18 protein-coding genes are annotated in these 18,652 nt (G+C 43.3%); 8 read left to right on the top strand and 10 right to left on the bottom strand.

Annotated features, from left to right (window positions below; genetic code table 11):
- Window positions 1-5 precede the first annotated feature (5 nt).
- The 6 genes from AC1DCV_RS08800 to AC1DCV_RS08825 form a co-directional block, all read right to left on the bottom strand.
- On the bottom strand, window positions 6-635 hold the full coding sequence (locus tag AC1DCV_RS08800; protein ID WP_477022853.1) for an NAD(P)H-dependent oxidoreductase: 630 nt from the start codon (window positions 633-635) through the stop codon (window positions 6-8).
- A gap of 29 nt (window positions 636-664) precedes the next feature.
- Entirely contained in the window at window positions 665-1,114 is a 450-nt protein-coding gene (locus tag AC1DCV_RS08805) for a DMT family transporter (protein WP_477022854.1), read from the bottom strand.
- 55 nt (window positions 1,115-1,169) lie between these two features.
- Window positions 1,170-1,766, bottom strand: coding sequence for a Crp/Fnr family transcriptional regulator (locus AC1DCV_RS08810; protein ID WP_477022855.1), 597 nt, complete (start codon window positions 1,764-1,766; stop codon window positions 1,170-1,172).
- Window positions 1,767-1,882: 116 nt separating this feature from the next.
- Window positions 1,883-2,902: a retroviral-like aspartic protease family protein gene (locus tag AC1DCV_RS08815; RefSeq protein WP_477022856.1), complete on the bottom strand. Its 1,020-nt coding sequence runs from the start codon at window positions 2,900-2,902 to the stop codon at window positions 1,883-1,885.
- A gap of 130 nt (window positions 2,903-3,032) precedes the next feature.
- Window positions 3,033-4,577, bottom strand: coding sequence for an aminotransferase class V-fold PLP-dependent enzyme (locus AC1DCV_RS08820; RefSeq protein WP_477022857.1), 1,545 nt, complete (start codon window positions 4,575-4,577; stop codon window positions 3,033-3,035).
- A 2-nt stretch (window positions 4,578-4,579) separates the two neighbouring features.
- Window positions 4,580-5,242, bottom strand: a complete 663-nt coding sequence (locus AC1DCV_RS08825; RefSeq protein ID WP_477022858.1) for a DUF4395 domain-containing protein — start codon at window positions 5,240-5,242, stop codon at window positions 4,580-4,582.
- A gap of 196 nt (window positions 5,243-5,438) precedes the next feature.
- Between AC1DCV_RS08825 and AC1DCV_RS08830 the strand changes: the two genes are divergently transcribed.
- Complete coding sequence (locus AC1DCV_RS08830; protein ID WP_477022859.1) at window positions 5,439-6,476, top strand: sensor histidine kinase; 1,038 nt, start codon at window positions 5,439-5,441, stop codon at window positions 6,474-6,476.
- Entirely contained in the window at window positions 6,469-7,146 is a 678-nt protein-coding gene (locus AC1DCV_RS08835) for a LytR/AlgR family response regulator transcription factor (RefSeq protein ID WP_477022860.1), read from the top strand. The genes AC1DCV_RS08830 and AC1DCV_RS08835 overlap by 8 nt, the downstream gene beginning before the upstream one ends.
- Here the strand turns inward: AC1DCV_RS08835 and AC1DCV_RS08840 are convergent.
- The gene (locus AC1DCV_RS08840) at window positions 7,141-7,977 is read right to left on the bottom strand and encodes an AraC family transcriptional regulator (RefSeq protein ID WP_477022861.1); all 837 of its coding nucleotides are present in this window, start codon (window positions 7,975-7,977) and stop codon (window positions 7,141-7,143) included. The genes AC1DCV_RS08835 and AC1DCV_RS08840 overlap by 6 nt on opposite strands.
- 124 nt (window positions 7,978-8,101) lie before the next feature.
- Between AC1DCV_RS08840 and AC1DCV_RS08845 the strand changes: the two genes are divergently transcribed.
- Together AC1DCV_RS08845 and AC1DCV_RS08850 are read left to right on the top strand one after the other, a co-directional pair.
- Window positions 8,102-8,518, top strand: coding sequence for a carboxymuconolactone decarboxylase family protein (locus AC1DCV_RS08845; RefSeq protein WP_477022862.1), 417 nt, complete (start codon window positions 8,102-8,104; stop codon window positions 8,516-8,518).
- Between the two features lie 24 nt (window positions 8,519-8,542).
- Window positions 8,543-9,559: a zinc-dependent alcohol dehydrogenase family protein gene (locus AC1DCV_RS08850; RefSeq protein ID WP_477022863.1), complete on the top strand. Its 1,017-nt coding sequence runs from the start codon at window positions 8,543-8,545 to the stop codon at window positions 9,557-9,559.
- Here the strand turns inward: AC1DCV_RS08850 and AC1DCV_RS08855 are convergent.
- Window positions 9,556-10,215, bottom strand: a complete 660-nt coding sequence (locus AC1DCV_RS08855) for a suppressor of fused domain protein (protein WP_477022864.1) — start codon at window positions 10,213-10,215, stop codon at window positions 9,556-9,558. The genes AC1DCV_RS08850 and AC1DCV_RS08855 overlap by 4 nt on opposite strands.
- Window positions 10,216-10,274: 59 nt before the next feature.
- Window positions 10,275-10,430, bottom strand: coding sequence for a hypothetical protein (locus AC1DCV_RS08860; protein ID WP_477022865.1), 156 nt, complete (start codon window positions 10,428-10,430; stop codon window positions 10,275-10,277).
- A 472-nt stretch (window positions 10,431-10,902) separates the two neighbouring features.
- Between AC1DCV_RS08860 and AC1DCV_RS08865 the strand changes: the two genes are divergently transcribed.
- From AC1DCV_RS08865 to AC1DCV_RS08880, 4 genes are read left to right on the top strand one after another with little or no spacing between them, the layout of a single operon-like run.
- Window positions 10,903-14,097 (top strand): SusC/RagA family TonB-linked outer membrane protein, encoded by a 3,195-nt coding sequence (locus AC1DCV_RS08865; RefSeq protein ID WP_477022866.1) that lies wholly within the window; start codon window positions 10,903-10,905, stop codon window positions 14,095-14,097.
- Window positions 14,098-14,143: 46 nt separating this feature from the next.
- Complete coding sequence (locus tag AC1DCV_RS08870) at window positions 14,144-15,667, top strand: RagB/SusD family nutrient uptake outer membrane protein (protein ID WP_477022867.1); 1,524 nt, start codon at window positions 14,144-14,146, stop codon at window positions 15,665-15,667.
- Window positions 15,668-15,702: 35 nt separating this feature from the next.
- Complete coding sequence (locus tag AC1DCV_RS08875; protein ID WP_477022868.1) at window positions 15,703-16,356, top strand: hypothetical protein; 654 nt, start codon at window positions 15,703-15,705, stop codon at window positions 16,354-16,356.
- Between the two features lie 36 nt (window positions 16,357-16,392).
- The gene (locus AC1DCV_RS08880; protein WP_477022869.1) at window positions 16,393-17,364 is read left to right on the top strand and encodes a hypothetical protein; all 972 of its coding nucleotides are present in this window, start codon (window positions 16,393-16,395) and stop codon (window positions 17,362-17,364) included.
- A 37-nt stretch (window positions 17,365-17,401) separates the two neighbouring features.
- Here the strand turns inward: AC1DCV_RS08880 and AC1DCV_RS08885 are convergent, their stop codons facing one another.
- Window positions 17,402-18,631, bottom strand: coding sequence for a DUF4998 domain-containing protein (locus AC1DCV_RS08885; RefSeq protein WP_477022870.1), 1,230 nt, complete (start codon window positions 18,629-18,631; stop codon window positions 17,402-17,404).
- Window positions 18,632-18,652: the final 21 nt, after the last annotated feature.

Genomic DNA, 18,652 nt, shown 5'->3' on the forward strand with positions numbered 1-18,652 from the left:
GGTGTCTATCTTTCTTCAAATAGTAATTCGGTGGACTTTCTTACTTTCAGATGATGCTGCGTTTGATCTTCGGTACTTCTGTAGCCGGTTGCAGCAATCACACAGGCGTTTAAACCGCTTTCTTCTAAACCTAATATGCGATTATAATGTTCCGGTTCAAATCCCTCCATCGGGCAGGCATCGATCTTTAAATCGGCGCAGGCTCCCAATAAATTGCCAAGAGCAAGGTAAGTCTGATTTTTCAACCAATTCGTCTTTTGCTCCGGCGTTTTTTCCGCAATCTTCCCTTTCATAAATGCTCCTCTCGTTGCTGATTGCCCGCTATCTATATGTAATATTCCTGATCTTGTGTGAATATATTCATCAACGTATTCATCCTTCACTGTTGCATAGTTACAGAATATAAAAAGATGTGAACATTCTGTAATCTGGTGCTGATGCCAGGACACCGGCTTCAGCATCTCTTTTAATTCCTGCTCCGCAATGATGATCACTTTGTAAAGCTGTAGCCCGTATGGCGATGGCGTTAATTGAATACTTCTTTTTAAAAGATCCAGCTCTTCTCTCGAAATTTTCCGGGTTGTGTCAAACCTTTTGGTGGCATATCGCCATTCCAGGTTTTTAATGAAATCCATGGTGTTGGTCTATTTTAATGAGTAGTTGGTCACTTTGAACTGATGATAATTATTCCTGACATCATGGCTGCAATTCCGATGATTTTCTTCCATGTAATGGGCTCAACAGGCAAATTCAGCCAACCGAAATGCCCGGCAACGGCGGAAAGTACAAGCTGTCCACATAATCCTAAAGCAATCATTTTCGAAATTCCCAATTTGGGTATAGTGAAATAGTACAGTGTGATACCCGTAACACTAAACAAACCGCCTATAAACCAGAGATACCAGGGGATTTGTTTCGCAGTTTGAAGGCTGGGTAGTTCCTTTGAAAAAAGCAACAGGAAAACAGATGCGAATATAAAACTGCTGATGGATTGTGAAATGGAGGCAAGAATTGGCTTCTTAAGCAATATGCCTAATTGTGTATTAAAACCGGCTTGTACAGCCAAACAAACACCTCCAACAAAAGCTACTATAGAGAAAAAATATTGATTCATAAGGCAAAATTATCCCTAAGCATCTTCATTGTTCTTTACATATGTTGAGAGGGGGCTATTTTTTTAAATCCTTTCGGATCCGGCTCAATTGCGTGGGGGTAACTGCCAGGTGCGATGCAATGTGCTGTAACGGAATTCTTTTGTCTATGTTTGGATATTCTGCCAGAAGTTTCTGATACCTTATAGTAGCATTCTCCATTACCAAAGAAATCTCTCTTTGTTCTTTATCTATTATCCAGTTCTTTTCTAGATAAGCGATATAAAAACTTTTAAGTTCATCGTTCTTGTAGATCGCCTCTTTATATAAGGCGTAACTCATCCTGATAATGGTGGTGTCTTCAATCGCCTGCAGAGTGAATTCTGATGGCGTTTTTAAAAGTGCTGAAACAGTAGATCCTGCAAACTGTCTTTCTAAAAAGATATTTTTATTATAGGTTTTTCCATCGTTATCTGTAAAGAAGGCGATCACAGCCCCTTTGCAGATAAAGTTAAGATGTTTGGAAACTTGTCCAATATTTAAGAGTATCTCCCCTTTATCCAGCTGATGAAAGCTGATAATGTTTTTAAACAGTTCAAAAGTATTGTCTGAAACCGGGTAATATGTCAGGATCTTTTCTTTAAACTCAATTAAATATTTATCTTCTTCAGTCATCTCTTTTATTATACCATGGTACAAAATTCCGGAACAGGTAATGGTGTTCTTCTTTTCTGAAAACCTTCTCTTCTGCTGCCTTCAAACGGGTATTACACTACACTTCGTCATGGATATCATTTCTCTAAAATCAGTTGGTCACGTTGGTTATCAATAGACCAACGTCGAAATTTATTGAGTAAAGTTTTACCCAGCAGAAAGGTATTAGCTTCTTTGGAGGCGCCGATGACGAGATTGTTAACGGTAAACTTCCCCACCTGGACATTATTGATCCGGTATACGTCACACAAAATATCTTTACCACTGGCAAGGGTGTATGTTTGTTGCCCAAGGAAATCATTCCTGGAAACCAGTTTCAACTGAAGTAATTTATTGATCATCGTATCTGACACCAGCATATCGGTAGCGCCGCAATCCAGCATCCATATGTTTACAAGCGGCCCTATTTTCACTTTCAGCTTCGTCATGCCACTAACGGTGATAACATCAATAGAATCGATCCTTTTGTTACCGGTTACATCGAGACTATCGGACATTTTCCACCCGGTGGTAGGAGATATTTTTTTATAGGGATATCCACCACAACGATAAGCAATTTCATTATACAACATAGAATTAGGGTCATTCATGTCCTTAATGGTTTGCGTATTTATTTTCCGCTTCGCCATAATAGCTACGGCACAATCACAGTAGCTGTTTATCCGGCTTTCTTCCAGTGGCTCCTTTTTATTAGCGCGAATATAAGCCGCCATAGAATCGCGATAGCCGATAATTTGCCCGGGGGAGAAGAAAAGATTGTTTTGTGAAATATCTTTGTAACATTGCTCAATACTTGCCTGCAAGGCGGTATCTTCTTCAATCAGTTTAGACAATGCCTCACCGGAATACAAACGGTCATATTCCTTTATCCGCTTTATGGGAAAATGCTTGTCAATTAAATCGGCCTGACAAGTGCAGATCTGAACAGCTTCTTTATTGCTGGCATCGGCTTTCATCCCCTTTATACAACGCCATATCATTGTATTTCTCTCCCACACCCTGGTTCCCTCTTTGGAGCGGATAAATTGATCAACGTCAGCAAACTGGGCGGACACCCCGGTACTGATAAATAATAAAATTAAAATAAGAAAACGCATAAACAGCCGCTATCAGGTTAAAATACAAGTGATGATACCCCGTTTGAATACCTTCATTTCCAGGTCTTCATCATAAAGCAGGTAAGTTAATTAAAAGTCCTGAAAGCTGGCAAATCCGAACCCGGTAGATTCAGACACAAGATAAATTACGCCATTTCCCAACATCAAACCAATCAACAGCATCTGGTTGTTCTGTTGTTGTTATCCCCTTAAAGAAATACTCATTTGTATGAGGATCACAGTAATAATCTTTCCCCCACTCGGGTATGTTGAATACCGTTGTTTCAATAGCATCCATGATGAAGATAATTTCTGCATTGGTCATGATGGGATGTATAGATAACCTTATCCAACCTGGTTTACACGATAAATCTCCCGATCGGACAGAATCCAGTATGGCATAAGATTGCGGCTTATCCACATTCAGCAGCATATGCCCATAAGTGCCTGCACAGGAACATCCTCCCCGCACTTGAATGCCAAACCTATCGTTCAGTAGTTTAACGACTAAATTATAAGGCGCTCCCGATACAATGAAAGAAACAACACCGAGTCTTTTTGTTACCCCGGCTTCCAGTATATCTACTCCCTTTATCTTTGACAACCTGGAAAAAATGATGGCCAGCAGTTCTTCTTCCCGCCGCAGGATATTCGCTACGCCCATCTGTTCTTTTAACCGGATACACATGGCCGCTTTAATACCCTGTAAAAACGGAGGCGTTCCTCCATCTTCCCGTTGTTCAATATCCGTGGCATATTCATGCTGCTTCCAGGGATTACTGTACTTTACGGTTCCCCCTCCCGGCTGGTCCGGTACTGCATTCCTGTAAAGTTTTTTATTAAAAATCAATACCCCAGGTGTACCTGGTCCGCCTAAAAATTTATGCGCTGAAAAATAAATGGCGTCTAAATGTGCATCACCGTCCCTGTCCTCCGGATGCATATCGATATCACAGTAGGCAGCAGAACAGGCAAAGTCTACAAAGCATAACCCGCCATATTGATGAATGAGTTTTGCAATATCGTGATAAGGTGTTTGGATCCCGGTAACGTTGGAGCATCCCGTTATTGCGGCTATCTTATTGGGTCGGTGCTTGAAGTGCTCTAGTAAAGCGCTGAAATGCGCGATATCAACATTGCCATTTTCATCGCATCCGATGATCTCCACGGTGGCAACAGTTTCCAACCAACTAAGGTGATTACTATGATGTTCCATATGCGTTACAAAAACAACCGGTTTCAGTACTTCATCGCAGGACGGGAGTTCACTGGCATGAATGTAATCAATAAAACGCTCCGGTAGTCTCAGTCCCAATATCCTTTGTAACTTGTTGACGGCACTGGTCATGCCGCTACCGCAAAAAAGCAATACATCCGTTTCGCCGGCATTGACATGTGATTTCATAATGCGTTTCGCTTCTTCATAGGCCTTAGACATATAGTTACCAGTAACTGTCGTCTCCGTATGCGTATTTCCAACAAAAGGAAGTATGTGCTGCTGTATATATTTTTCAATAGGCCCATAAGCCCTGCCACTGGCAGTCCAATCAGCATAAATGATTTTCTTTTCTCCAAAAGGTGAGGTAAAGGTTTGTTGATGGCCRATGATATTGTTCCGGTAAACAGCAAAGTATTCTTCTAATCCGCCTTCATGCGGCATCGGTAGCGGTAGCATATTTATCTGGATTTAACCGTAGTGGAAGATTTGAACAAATCATGGGGTTTCTTGCTAAACTGTTCCTGGAGCAACCTGGTGGCAAAGAAAACGGAGGCGATAAATAAGAGCAGCATGACCACTTGTGCCAGTGAAACCTTTTGAATATCCTGCCTGGATTTGATGTCGCATACTTCTCCGGGACAATGCTGTACTCTATTCTTAAAAAAAAGAGGATAGAACAAACAACCCAGACAAATACCAAAAGCCGCCTCAAAGAACAGGAATATCAGGCAAATGAGACAAATGATGCCTGTTATCGGGCTATAGGCATTTACAATTACGAGGAAATAAAACATGATGGCAGATAAGACAATACCAATGCTCCATGCAAATCTTTTTTGCGGTGCGCCCACATATTCGGGCGCCTGGTTACGAACGATCAAACGCCCAAGGATCAACACCGGAGAAAATTTCGGACTAATGAATACCCGTATCAGTAAATCGAGCAGGAAGCCAGAGATGACATATTTTACCAGTATAAAATTGCCCGCAAAGAGGATAAACATCAGGGAAGTATAGGTGGCCAGAAATAGTATACCTGCGGAGGCCCTGATTTCTCTCTCATTCAGGACAGGGATATCATATCCATCTACTATTTCGCCAAACTGCATTAGCTTGTTCATGTTTTGTTTAAATTGAGTTTGAATATTAGGTTGTTTGGTTGTTGATGATACAAGGATAGTGAATCCCCCCTGTTTGTACAGTAAGCTGTCAACGAACAACGGGTTATGGTAAACAAACGGCAAAGTGGCGTCAATCACCGGAGGGCATTAGGAGAAAGAAAAATATTTGCCGACATTTATCCTACCAAACATCAACATGAAAAAACTATCTGACATAAAGCTATTTGAGTTGTACGTGTGGCTGATACCCGCTTTTTTGTTGTTAAACCTGCTTGGTGATGCAATAGAAAATCCCGGCAATTTTCCCCTGATAATTTTTAATGAAATCTGGTTAGTATGCTATTTATCGGTAGCAAATTACTCCCTGTTTGAATACACCTTGCCGAAGCTAAGTCTGAAAAGGTTTATCTCTTCTTTTTTTCGGGTATTGTTATACTGCTTTTTTTTCTCGCTGGGTTTCTATCTCTGGCGGACACTTGGCGTAACATTGCATATCTACACTACGCTGGGCAAACCTATCACCATAGCAAAAAGAATCGGCAACCTGACAGGCTATAGTATAGGATCTGTTTTGTTTTTTGGTATCGTCAGACATATCTACAATTATATCCGGCTGAAACAGTCGGCACAGCAATTACGTATTGCCAGTCAACAAGCGGAGTTGAACTATCTTAAGTCTCAAACCAATCCACATTTTTTATTCAACACCCTGAATAATATCTATTCGCTGGCAAGAGATAAGTCTGACCTGGCGCCTGAATCCATTCTTCGTTTGTCGAAGATACTCCGCTACATGCTGTATGAAACCAGTGGCCCCTATATTGCTATTGAACAGGATCTTAAAATCATCGATGACTACATCGCATTGGAGAAATTACGCTACGATGATTCCCTGCGCGTCAACGTCAATTATGATCTGGAGGATATGAAGCAGTCGTTACCTCCGCTCCTGTTGATTCCGCTGGTTGAAAACGCTTTCAAGCACGGCGTATCTGAAACGAGAGATCTCCCGTTTGTAGATATTCATCTGTCTGTAAAAAACAGGCAGTTACTTTTTATAGTAAAAAATTCTACCGGTGATCCGTCCGGTGAAACCAAAACAAAAGAAAATATAGGTCTTTCCAACCTGCGGCGGCAACTGGAATTGCTTTACACCGACTATCAACTGGACGTACAACAAGGTGACTTTGTATTCACCGCTACCTTAAAAATAAACCTTGCAAGCCATGCCTAAAATAAAGTGCATCATCATAGAAGACGAGCCGCTGGCAGTGAAAGTACTAAGTGATTATATTTCCGAAGTGCCGTTCCTGGAATTACAGAAAGTATTTAAAGATGCCATCTTTGCTGCTGAATTCCTGTTGCATAACGAGGTAGATCTTATCTTCCTGGACATCCATCTACCTAAACTAAAAGGCATGGATTTCCTGAAAACACTAGCCAATCCACCTGCCGTTATTGTTACCACGGCCTACCATCAATATGCCGTAGAAGGGTTTAACCTGAATGTAACAGACTACCTGCTGAAACCTTTTGAGTTTGCAAGGTTTCTAACCGCAGTGAATAAGGTCAATACAGAACAAAAGAAAGGATCAAATGAGAACAGGGACTTTATCTTCGTGAATATACAAAAGCGGAAAGTCAAGATCCTTTTTTCAGAGATATTGTATATTGAAAGCCAGCGCGAGTACATTAAAATTGTTACCACCAGGAATGAGTATATTTCCAAGATGAGTACCAGTGAGATAGAAGAAATCCTGCCAACGGCCATCTTCAAACGCATACACCGGTCTTTCATTGTTTCTGTCAATAAAATAGAATCCTACACGGCGGAGATGGTGGAGCTTAATGGCATATCGATACCTATTGGAAGAGGGTACAAGGATGTGATAGATAAATTATAACCCCTTTCTGATCTCCCTCATCCCTTTACCAAAATATTTCTTCATCATCTTATTCAAATGACTGCTATCAGTAAATCCTAATTCCCAGGCGATTTCCGCTAAAGGAGTAGTCGTATAAATAGCGCGGGATTCAGCAATTTGCAAACGTGATTTGAGTACGAAGTCCTGAAATCGTTCCGCAGCATTCCGTTGAAAATATTCACTGAAATAACTCTCAGCAATATTAAATTTAGCAGCCAGATAAGATACTGATATTTTCTCCGGGTCTAAAATATTAAAGGAGATAAAGTTCCATAAATCGATAAACTTCCTGTCTTTGAATGTACGTCCCTGCAATACCTTTTTCTGGATGTTACGCGACAGAATACCCAGAATAGACACCAACGTATTCTGGATAATAAAAGCGGAACAAATATCTTTTCGCTCGTATTCAAAGAGTACCACATCGAGCAGTCTTCTCACCTGTTTTTTGTCTTCCGGGTCATTGATGATCTCTCCGGGAATCCGATCATGATTACCTAAAATAAAGTTGAGCCGGCTAAACCAGGAGCTATAGTCCAGTTGGTCTTTATCCCCGGACATAAAATAACTTCCGGTAAAACGAATGAACAAAAACAGCGTCGGCTTTTCTATGATATACATGTGGCATTTAGCAGCCGGCAGCAGAAAGATACCGTTTTCCGTATATTTTCGTTTGATGTAATTTACGCTTTGCAGACCTTCTCCCCGAAGGATATATACCAGTTCAAAGAAATTATTTTTCCTGTTCCTCTCGCTCCACTCGTGGTATTCAGCGATCTCAATAGCAAATGTGTCGTGCAGGTAATCCATATAGCAAAAGTACGAACTCCAAACCGGTTAAATATCGCTTTCCAATCACGTTACTGTTTTCTCAGAGGTTATTACCGTTAATTTAACCATAAGAGATCCAATTTTGCCCTACAATAAACGAATCATGGATTACAAAACCATTTCAAAAGAAACGATTGGATTCCTCTACCAGGCACATACCAGCATCCGGAAATCCGGACTGGACAACAAATTGATTGCGCTCGCAGAGTTACGTGTATCTCAATTAAACGGCTGTGCGTATTGTTGCAGCTTTCATAACCAGGAGCTAAGGAACATGGGACTTCCCCAGGAGGTACTCGACAGACTGCCCGGCTGGAAACATTCTAACGCCTTTGATCACCAACAGGAATTGGTGTTGCAATGGGCAGAGGCCATCACATTGATGCAGGAAGATCTGCCCTCACTACGCGAAAAACTGGACAAACAATTTACCCCAAAGGAAGTGGTGGAGCTGACTGCCAGCATTTCCCTTATGAATGCACTCAACCGGCTTCGCATCACGCTGGGAGAAAAAGATTAATTAACATCAAAGCATTATAATTATATGAAAGCTGTTGTATTAGAAAAATTTGGAATTGACCATTTCAACCTCCGGGAAATTGAAACCCCGAAACCTATCCGCAACGAGGTTTTAGTGAAAATCAAAGCAGTATCTTTAAATTACCTGGATGGCATAGTGGCGAATGGAAGCTTTAACGATCAACTCAAATTTCCTTATATCCCCGCATCCGATGGCAGTGGTATTATAGCGGAAATCGGACCAGACGTTACCCAATGGAAAATCGGAGATCGTGTAGCCATACAGTACGTACAAAAATGGACAAGAGGCGCCATCAATAAAGAAAGTAATTCAATAAGGGTAGCCTGGCAAACGCCTGGCGTGATGGCAGAGTATGTATGCATTCCTGAGTATGGACTGGTGAAATCACCGGACAACCTCAGCTTTGAAGAAGTTGCCACACTTCCCATCGCAGCAGTAACCGCCTGGCATGCTTTAATCAACCAGGCTCATTTACAATTGGGACAAACGGTGCTTACCCAGGGTACCGGTGGTGTTTCCCTTTTTGCGCTTCAAATAGCCAAAGCTGCTGGCGCCCGGGTAATTGCCACTACCAGCAGCGATGAAAAGGCAGCAAGATTGAAACAACTTGGTGCCACCGCTGTAATTAATTATAACCATTACCCCGACTGGCATCAACAAGTACTTGCGCTGACAAATGGAGAAGGTGTGGATATCGCCGTAGATATTGCCGGCACGGCAACAATAGGACAATCCTTGCTGTCTGTAAAAGAAAATGGCTTTGTGGGCACTGCAGGCTTCATTACCGGCACCTCTCTTCCCCTGGATATACACGCGCATAAGATCAATATGTCGTTTCTGAGGATTCAGGGATTGGCGGTTGGCAGCGCAGAAAGCTTTACGGCCTTAAACCGGGCCATCGAAGTAGCGGATATACATCCGGTTATTGATAGCGTTTTCTCCATGGAGCAGGTACGTGATGCCTATCAGTTACTGGAGCATGGGAAGCATTTTGGAAAGATTGTTATTACGGTTCCTTAAGACTTCCTGTTCAGATCCGTTATCAGCAAAGGGTTATCTCGTTTTAATTCACTGATCAATGCAGCCACCGTATTAGTAGTAGGGTGCTGCATTATCCTTTCCAGTTCAACGTTTGTTACCCCTACCAGTTGCAGGAAAGATACTTCGCCATGTGGGGTTTCTATTCTTCCCAGTTCAGGATCAAGTGCTATTACAAAACCTGTTATTTCGGTATCAGTATCTAATCTTATGGGGCCTTTCGCAGGTATAAAATGATTTTCCTCAAACCACTTTCCGCTTTTAAACACATATCGTGCAAGGTTATTCATTACGTGTACCGCCCAAATTGGATCCTCTTTATCTTTTGCAAATGGCTTCAGCCGGAAGGTAAATTCAAAGCCCCATTTACTGAACTCACCACCCGCTTTTTCATGATCATAATAAAGCTCGGACATGCCGTAGCTGATAATATGACGATGTGGTTCCTGTTTGGCGGAATCATAAATGCTAACGCCATCTATAGGATCAGTACCGCCTACCGCAAAGTGGATACCGCAGAGCGGCCCGTAATGGCGAGGTTCTGTTTTACCATAAACGCCTTCCAGGGCATTGTCTATTGAAAGCCAGCCAACTGCATCTTCCGTTTTAAATCGTTGTTTATACGCTTCTGGTGTCATGGGGAAATTGGGTTATCTATCTCTAATATAATATTATTTATTAAAAAATACCACCCCGGTCACGCTCCTTGTCTGCGCCTCAGCTCTTTCCCACTCCTGCTGGCCACGAAAAAGAAAAACAACATTATTGCTGTAAATACAGCAGGTATCATAATGTTCATGCCATCCACATTCATGAGGGTAACTATCCAGAGGCCGATGACAAAAGGTGACATCAGCCAGCCAATTATATAGCCAAGTATCCGGGGCCACCTTATGCTCACCGGATCGTTGATTCCGGCTGATTGCTACCGGAGATTGCGGGCTGCGAAAATACTGTTGCACAACAGCCGGGGCATTTTGTGTGCTGAATACTCAAATTCTTATCATTTAACTTCCTGCAAAGAAATACTTTTTATCATCCTGCCTCCCTCCCCGGCAAAAAACCCTCCAGCCAGCCATACTTAACTACAACTTAACAAAATGTAATTACAAGAAGTTAAATTCTGCATATTAATAGAATAATTAAATTCTAATTTTAATGTCATATTGACACTAATTAATTTAGCACCTGGTGATTCACAACGTTATTGAAGACTATCCCTTTTCCCCTTGCTGTTTAGATTACTGTGATCGGCTGTCTGTATAAACCAACCGTGCTTTGCTTACTTAGGCCAATAAATATTAACCAAAATCAAATGATTTAGTATGAGAGAATGCCTTCGACTCCCATTGCTATTATGTTGTATCATAATAGCATCCCTGCATGAAGTAAAAGCGCAACAGCCGGTCATGATATCCGGTATTGTAAAGAGCAACGATGGAACACCTTTACCAGGTGCCAGCGTTGTTGAAAAAGGGTTCCCCGCCAACGCGGTCATGACAGATCCAAACGGAAATTTTACATTGCGCCTGATGCGGGAAAATAATTTTCTTTCCATCAGTTACATCGGCTTTGAAACCGGTACCATCAAAGCTGGTAGCGGCAAATTGCAGATTACATTGAAACCTTCCCAGAAAGCACTGAATGATGTAGTGGTCATTGGTTATCAAAGTGTGAAAAGAAGAAATGTCACCGCCGCCGTTTCCTCTATGAGCGGCAAGGATATCCAGGATATGCCACAAGCCAGCTTCGATCAGATGCTACAGGGACGCCTCGCCGGCGTAAGCGTATTGTCCAGCACCGCAGAACCGGGGCAGCGCTCCAATATCGTAATCCGCGGCGCCACCAACGTTGACTACGGCAACGCCAACGGCGGAAACACCGGCCCACTATACGTCATAGATGGCGTTATCTTCGACATTAATACCATCGGTAGTTCCTACAGTGGCACCAACCCGCTCAGCTTAATCAATCCCAATGATGTAGAATCCATCGATGTACTCAAAGATGCCTCTGCATCCGCTATATATGGCGCACGCGGCGGAAATGGGGTGATCATCGTTAAAACAAAAAGTGCCAAAAGAGGACGACCACAAGTATCCGTATCAGGATATTTAGGCGCCACTACCCAACCCGCATTACGCAATGTAACCACCGGTGCGGCGGAAAGAAGATTAAAAATGGACCTGATCACCCGCCTCGCTCCCTATAACGAAATCCGGGATGGATATATCCCCGCTCAACTAACAGATAGCCTCAATCCGGCCTTTAACAACAATGTAGACTGGCAGTCTATGATGGTAAGAGACCAGGCACTTGTCAACAACCAGGATGTAGCTATTGCAGGTTTTCTTGGCAGCGCCAACTACCGCGTTTCCTTAAATCATTATAATGAACAGGGATTATTAAAAGGATTCTCTATAGACCGGCTATCTCCTAACCTGAGCTTATCCGTAAGTCCCAGGAAAGGACTACAGGTAAACACCAACCTGATGATCACGTCCGAAAAACGTAATCACGGCACCGGCGGTGGCTCCGGGCAACTTTTTGCCTCCTGGAACTTCCCCACTTCTTTTGCACAGCTTACACCGCAACAGATTGCCCTGTTCAACGGACAAGCCAACCCATTCGATGACAATAATATTTTTGCGTACAACGGCTCCATCGGTGTAGTAGATACCCTGGTAAAAAATGTGGTGTTTCATAGCACCTATTCCGCCAATAACTATATCGACAAGTGGGCTTATTTCTCACCTAAGGAATTGAATGGTATTTCTAATATGGCCTTTGATATCACGTCCAGCAACCCTTCCTGGTCGTTTGAAAATTATGCAGAATATAATACACTGATCAACAAACATCATATTAACCTGGTAGCAGGCGCATCTGCCTATGCGGTGAAAAATTACAGCACCTGGGCACAGGCACAAGGCATCTCTGTTACCGGTATACATACACTGCAAACCATTCCTCCCGGCTCCTCCCTGAGTGTGACCAGCAGCCAGCAGAAAAAAACAACGCTGTCGTACTATGCCCGCCTATCCTACGACTACGAAGGGAAATATATGCTGACCGCCTCCTTCAGAAGAGATGCCAGCTCTATCTACAGCCCGGAATACCGATGGGGTACCTTCCCCGCATTTTCAGCCGGATGGATTGTGTCTGATGAGCATTTCTTCCAACCCGTAAAAAATGTGGTGAACTTCCTTAAAGTAAGAGCGAGCTGGGGTGTTACCGGTAATGACCCCGGTTCCTTCTACGCCAAATACCAGAGCCTCTACAATGATGGCTCTTTCCTGGGTGGCAGCACCGGAATTATCGTTCCCAACGGTACTTTCCCTATGGCGGGCGGAACACCTTCTACTTATAATGGCACGCCTGTCATCTCTCCCTACCCTTATTACAACGGCTTTTCCTCACAGGGAATCAGTGCCAGTAATAGTGTGAGATGGGAGAGATTTATCCAACCGGATTTCGGAGTGGATATTTCGATGTTTAATGACAGAATAGGCATTACGGCAGACTGGTACCGCAAAGATGCAAAGGATAAATATTTCTACCAGGTACCGGCCCAGACCACTACCGGTTACCGGTTCTACGCAGGCAACTTTGCGGATGTACGGAACGAGGGAATAGAACTGGCCATCAATACGCACAACTTAAATCCCCGTGCTGCCTTTCAATGGAATACCAACTTCAATATCTCTTTCAATAAAAACTATGTAACCAGACTGCCCAATAACAATCGTGATTTCCTGTTTGGTGAATCCTGGTTCCAGCAAACCCTCACCATGGGCGAGCCTTTATATAACTACAAAGTATACCAGATTAATGGCGCCTTCCCTACAGAAGCCAGTGTACCAACAGATCCTATGACGGGCAAAAAACTCACCTACCTCGGTAAAACGCTGCATGCCGGTGATCCCAGCTACCAGGACATGAACGGCGATTATAATATCGATTATGATGATAAAGTAATTGCCGGCAACCCATTACCCAAAGTAACCGGTGGATTCGGTAACAGCTTTAGTTACAAAGGCATCAGCTTAAATATTTTCTGCTCCTTCCTGACCGGCAGAAAAATTTTCAACGGCTACCTATCCGATGCGTTAAACGGTAGCAGAGCCTATCCCTGGTGGGGAACGAATGCAGGACCAGCAGTACTGACGAATGTATTAAATCAGTTCTGGCAACATCCCGGAGATATGAGCAAATACCCTACCCTGGTGTCTTCTGATGGCTCGAGTGATCGCTATAATATTGCCAGTTCCTATTTTGTGGAAGACGGCAGCTTTCTCCGCGTAAAACAAGTATCGCTGTCCTACAACTTCCCGGCCCGATGGGTACAGTCTATGCGCATACGCTCCTTCAATGTTTTTGGTATGGCAGACAACCTCCTGACGTTCAAAAGAAGTCCGACTATACCTGATCCGGAACTGGTAGATCCTACCACCGGCTCTTCTAACATGGCTTATCCTGCTGTCAGGAAATTTACGATTGGCATCAGAGCGGAACTATAATTCCGGATGTTGAAAATCTTCTCCTCTAACTTTTAAAATATCAGCAATGAAACCAATCAACTGGCTTATTCTGTTTACGATATCTACCATGATCTTTACTTCCTGCAAAAAATTCCTGGATCAGGATCCCGATAGTCAGGCTACCGACCAGACCACCTGGAAGTCCGAAGGAGATGTAAATTCCTCTGTAGCAGCATGTTATTCGCTACTCAGAAGTGCGCTCAATGCTTCTATCACGCATTATGCATATGGCGATTTGCCCTCCGATGAATTCAACAGCGAATTTGTTAGCGGCGGCGATAATGACTCTTATAAAAACGTGGCCAGCATGAAATGGGAAGGAAGCATTCCTCCTGCCAACAGTTATGTAGCACTACTGAAGCTAAGGGTCTATTCCAACTTCTATACTACGATCGCACAGGCCAATCGTTGTCTGCATTTCATAGAATCCATGCCTGCATCTGTATTTTCGGGTAATGATGCAGGTGCACAACAGGCAAAGAAAAATCAATACATAGGGGAAGCCTACTTCGTGCGTGCGTTTGCTTATTTTTATATGGCCAGGGTATGGGGAGATGTTCCCCTGGTAACCAATTACTACCCCGATGTGTCTACCGCACCGCAGGTAGCCCGGTCACCGCAAAAAGATATACTCGCCCAATGCGTGGCCGATCTGACGCTGGCCAAGCAATACCTGCCCTGGAAAGATAATAACTCTGCCGACAAAATTGTAAGAGGTGATAAAGGAAATGTATTTGCCCTGATGGCACATGTCTATGCCTGGAAAAGCAGCTATGATAGCTGCCGCATGGCCTGTGACTCCGTGATCAGTTCTGGTAGTTATTCGCTGGTGCCTGCCAGTGATTATCTTTCTATCTATAAAGGACAATCACCAGAAGGCATTTTCGAAATATCCAACAACCAACTGAAAGAAAGCCTGGTAGCTGCGCGGAGCATATCCGGGCAAACCCTGGCATCGCCTTATATCAACAATATTACCGTTCCGCTATGGCAACTGAATACAGGAGTAGTCAACACCCTCTTCTACGACACTACAGATATCCGGTTTAAAAAATCATTTGTCACCATTGCTACCGGTACTACCAGCTTTATATCCTGCATCAAGTATTCCAATATACAATACATTGATCCCAGTAAACAACCGCAGTTTACCGTGGCGCAAAACAATATTGTCATCTTCCGCCTCGCCGATATTAAACTGCTGAAAGCTGAGGCCATGGCGGCTGGAACAAACCCTGATTTTGGAGGTGCATTGTCTATTGTAAATGAAATAAGAGCCCGTGCAGGACTCACTAAGCCGCTCACTGGTATTACGGGTCGGCCGCTGTTAGATACCATCACCGCAGAACGTGGCCGGGAACTATTCCTGGAAGGTCACCGGTTTTATGACCTGGTACGACTCGCCAGAAATACCGGCGTTGTGAAATTCCCCTTTATTTCAACAGGTGAATTTGCCGCCGGCAAATATTACTGGCCGTTGGATCCCAGCTTATTTCTCACCAATTCGAAGTTAGTACAAACGCCTTTCTGGCAAGGAAAACTTAAATAAAGTAGCGGTCATATTTCAACTAAAAAAAACAAACCATGAAAATGTTACATAAAAACTGGAAAACATGGATCCTTGCTATCATGGCAATAGCTATCATTTCCTGCAAAAAAGACGGCTACCTGACAGATGGAGGAAAACACCCTGTTAATACACCACTGAGTACCTATGATTATTTAAAGCAACACAGCGCTCATTATTTTGATACCACCATACTGCTCATCGATCATTTCAATCTGAAAGATTCCGTCAATAAATCGGCTACCTTTTTCGCCTTTACCAACTTCTCTGTAAAGCTGATGATGACGAACCTGAATGTGACCAGTCTTGATCAACTGTACGACAGTGTTAGTTCCAAACTCATCACACAATATTTATTTGGAGATAACATCAGCCTGGATAATGTCAGCAGTACGCCTGTATCCAAAAGCAACTGGGCAGGCACAACAGCTCCCTGTGCGGTAAAAACCATCACCGGTTCTTACTCGGTATGGCTTTCCGGATCCGCACCTATATTCAGTTATTACTCCCTGCAGTATATAAAGATCAATGGCGCGTTGGATGGCTCACCCGGTGCACCGGAAGGAGATCCCGTAGATATAGCCATTACCTGCCAAACTACAGGAATAAAAACGTCTACAGGCACTACGTTGCATGTACTGGCCAACAATGCACAGCTCACCAAAAGATAATTGTTCAGATTATTCATGCCTAAACCAGCATCATATATGCTTAGCAATAAAATAAACCGACTAATACCCACCTGCCTGTTACTGGCCATCCTGGGGATTTATAGCTGCGAAAAAGTGGAGAAAGGATTTTTGAGTGACAGCATCTACTATATCGAAAATCCTTTTACTATTCAGCAGGGCATCACTGCTACTTCTTCCACACTGGTAGCAGATGGTTCCACGAATCCACTCAGAGTGGTCCTGGCAGGTATACGTAATAAAAAAAACAACGCAAAGGCAGACAGCATGTTCATCACACCTCAGATGATGAGTACTTATACAGATGCAGTTACTTATGAAGATTCTACACTGGCCAAATTGAAAGCCAAATTGAGAGATAGCCTCGTAGCACCTTTTAGCATCAACCCTATCGGAGGGCGTTTGCAATTCACTCAAACCTCTTTGTTTATTGATCCCGGGTCCTACAGCATAGATGTGGCCGTATCTAATGTGAAAGGAGAAAAGACGCTGCGGGATGCATGTAATATCATCGTTACACCGATGACTACCATCGACACCCTGCTTTATAAAAGCTGGACTACAGCTGATGCAGCAGGAAACTTCTATTCTCTTCCGGATAACTTACAGATGGATATCACCCACAATGGACAAGGGCCCAACAAGATCATTTTTCAATGGAAAGATAAAAACGGTGATTTTTTCAATCCGGCAGCAGGAGAAGTGTATGGCCGGGATCAACGCCCCAGTTTCAAACACTGGGATCCCTATTATCCGGAAGTCAAAACAACTACAACCATCGAATATGAATATCCCCAGGGAATTCCGGAGTTGCCGGCATTTCCGTCAACGGCTATTGGGTTCGACAATGGTATTTGCTACTACCGGGTGGATATGAAGTATACAGACATCGGGTTACATGTGAACACCGTTTCTTCTATCAAATACTATGTTACCAAAGGAACTTATACGATTACTTATTATCTCAACAACGTGGTGAGGAAAAAATAAAATGAGTGGAAGCAATTTGCTTCCACTCATTTTATTTTTATTGTTTACTAAACATGGTCACTTCACTTATATTCACAGAATTGGAATTATTCACCGTACGTACTACCCTGATACGTATATAACGTGCCGGTGGCGCTTGTGGGATGAAATCAAACTTCATGGCGGCATTACCATCATCTCCCCTGATAGCAGTGGTGAGCAATGTCCATCCTTTGCTGCTCATTTCAGCAGCCCATCCCGGATCAGTACTTTTCAGGGTCGTAGCCGCATTGGTAATATCTGCAATACCCCATACCTCAAATTCTGCCGGATTATTACAGCAGTTCCTGCCTGTTTCTTCGATACGCCCCAGGTTGTATATTTTGCCCATATCAAAAGTGAGGGTACGTGGCAGCGGTGTATTCGATCCCTGATCATCACTATGGAAAATATTAGGATAACCCTGCGGTCCTACGCTACCATCCCACAATTTGCTCACACGGGTATCTGACTGGTAGATGCCCATATCATTTGGCAGGTCATGTTCCTGGAATAAACTTTTGTCGCAGGCCACCAGTTTAAAGATATCCGGGAAGGTATCGTAACTGTTGGTATAAAAAGTATCCAATGCACCTTTGGCGGGAATGTAGGAAGACTGATAGACAACCGGCTTACCTGCTTTGTAGCTGGGTAAATTAATGGAGTCTGCTGTGCCCGGAATAGTGGCCACTGCCTCCACACCGGCAGCATTGGTGTATTTGATGTTGGTGGCAATGTTAATCGTATCCGGTATGCTGAAAAACAACGTAACGGTACCATCGTCCCGTATTTCATAAGGTTTGGTGACATCAGGCAAACGGTTATGAAGGGTACTCCGGTAAATGTTGCCATAGGCGTGTGCATTATCTATTTCTGTTACAATAGACCTGTTTCCGGCCGCATCAAATGAATACAGAAAAAACGTATAGGCGTACTCGCTTAATCCCGGAATCAGGCAACGCACCGTATCCGTAGGCTTATGTGAAGTGGCGGTAATAACAACAGAATCCTGCCGGTTATTCCAGTACAACACATATTTGCTGATACTGGGATCTGAGCTGGGTTTCCAACCGATGGCCAGTCGGCCGTTACCCGGATAAATGGTAATACCAGATACCGTACCGGGATATTGGATTTCCTTATTGCCGAGGAAATCCCTGAAATCAGTAGCTTTCCGGCTGCACGCTATGAAGAGGAGCAAACCACAAAGTGGCATGAGGAGTTTTGTAACTAAATGATACTTTCTCATCTCATAATATTTTTAATAAAA

This window comes from Chitinophaga sp. 10T418, assembly GCF_056394125.1.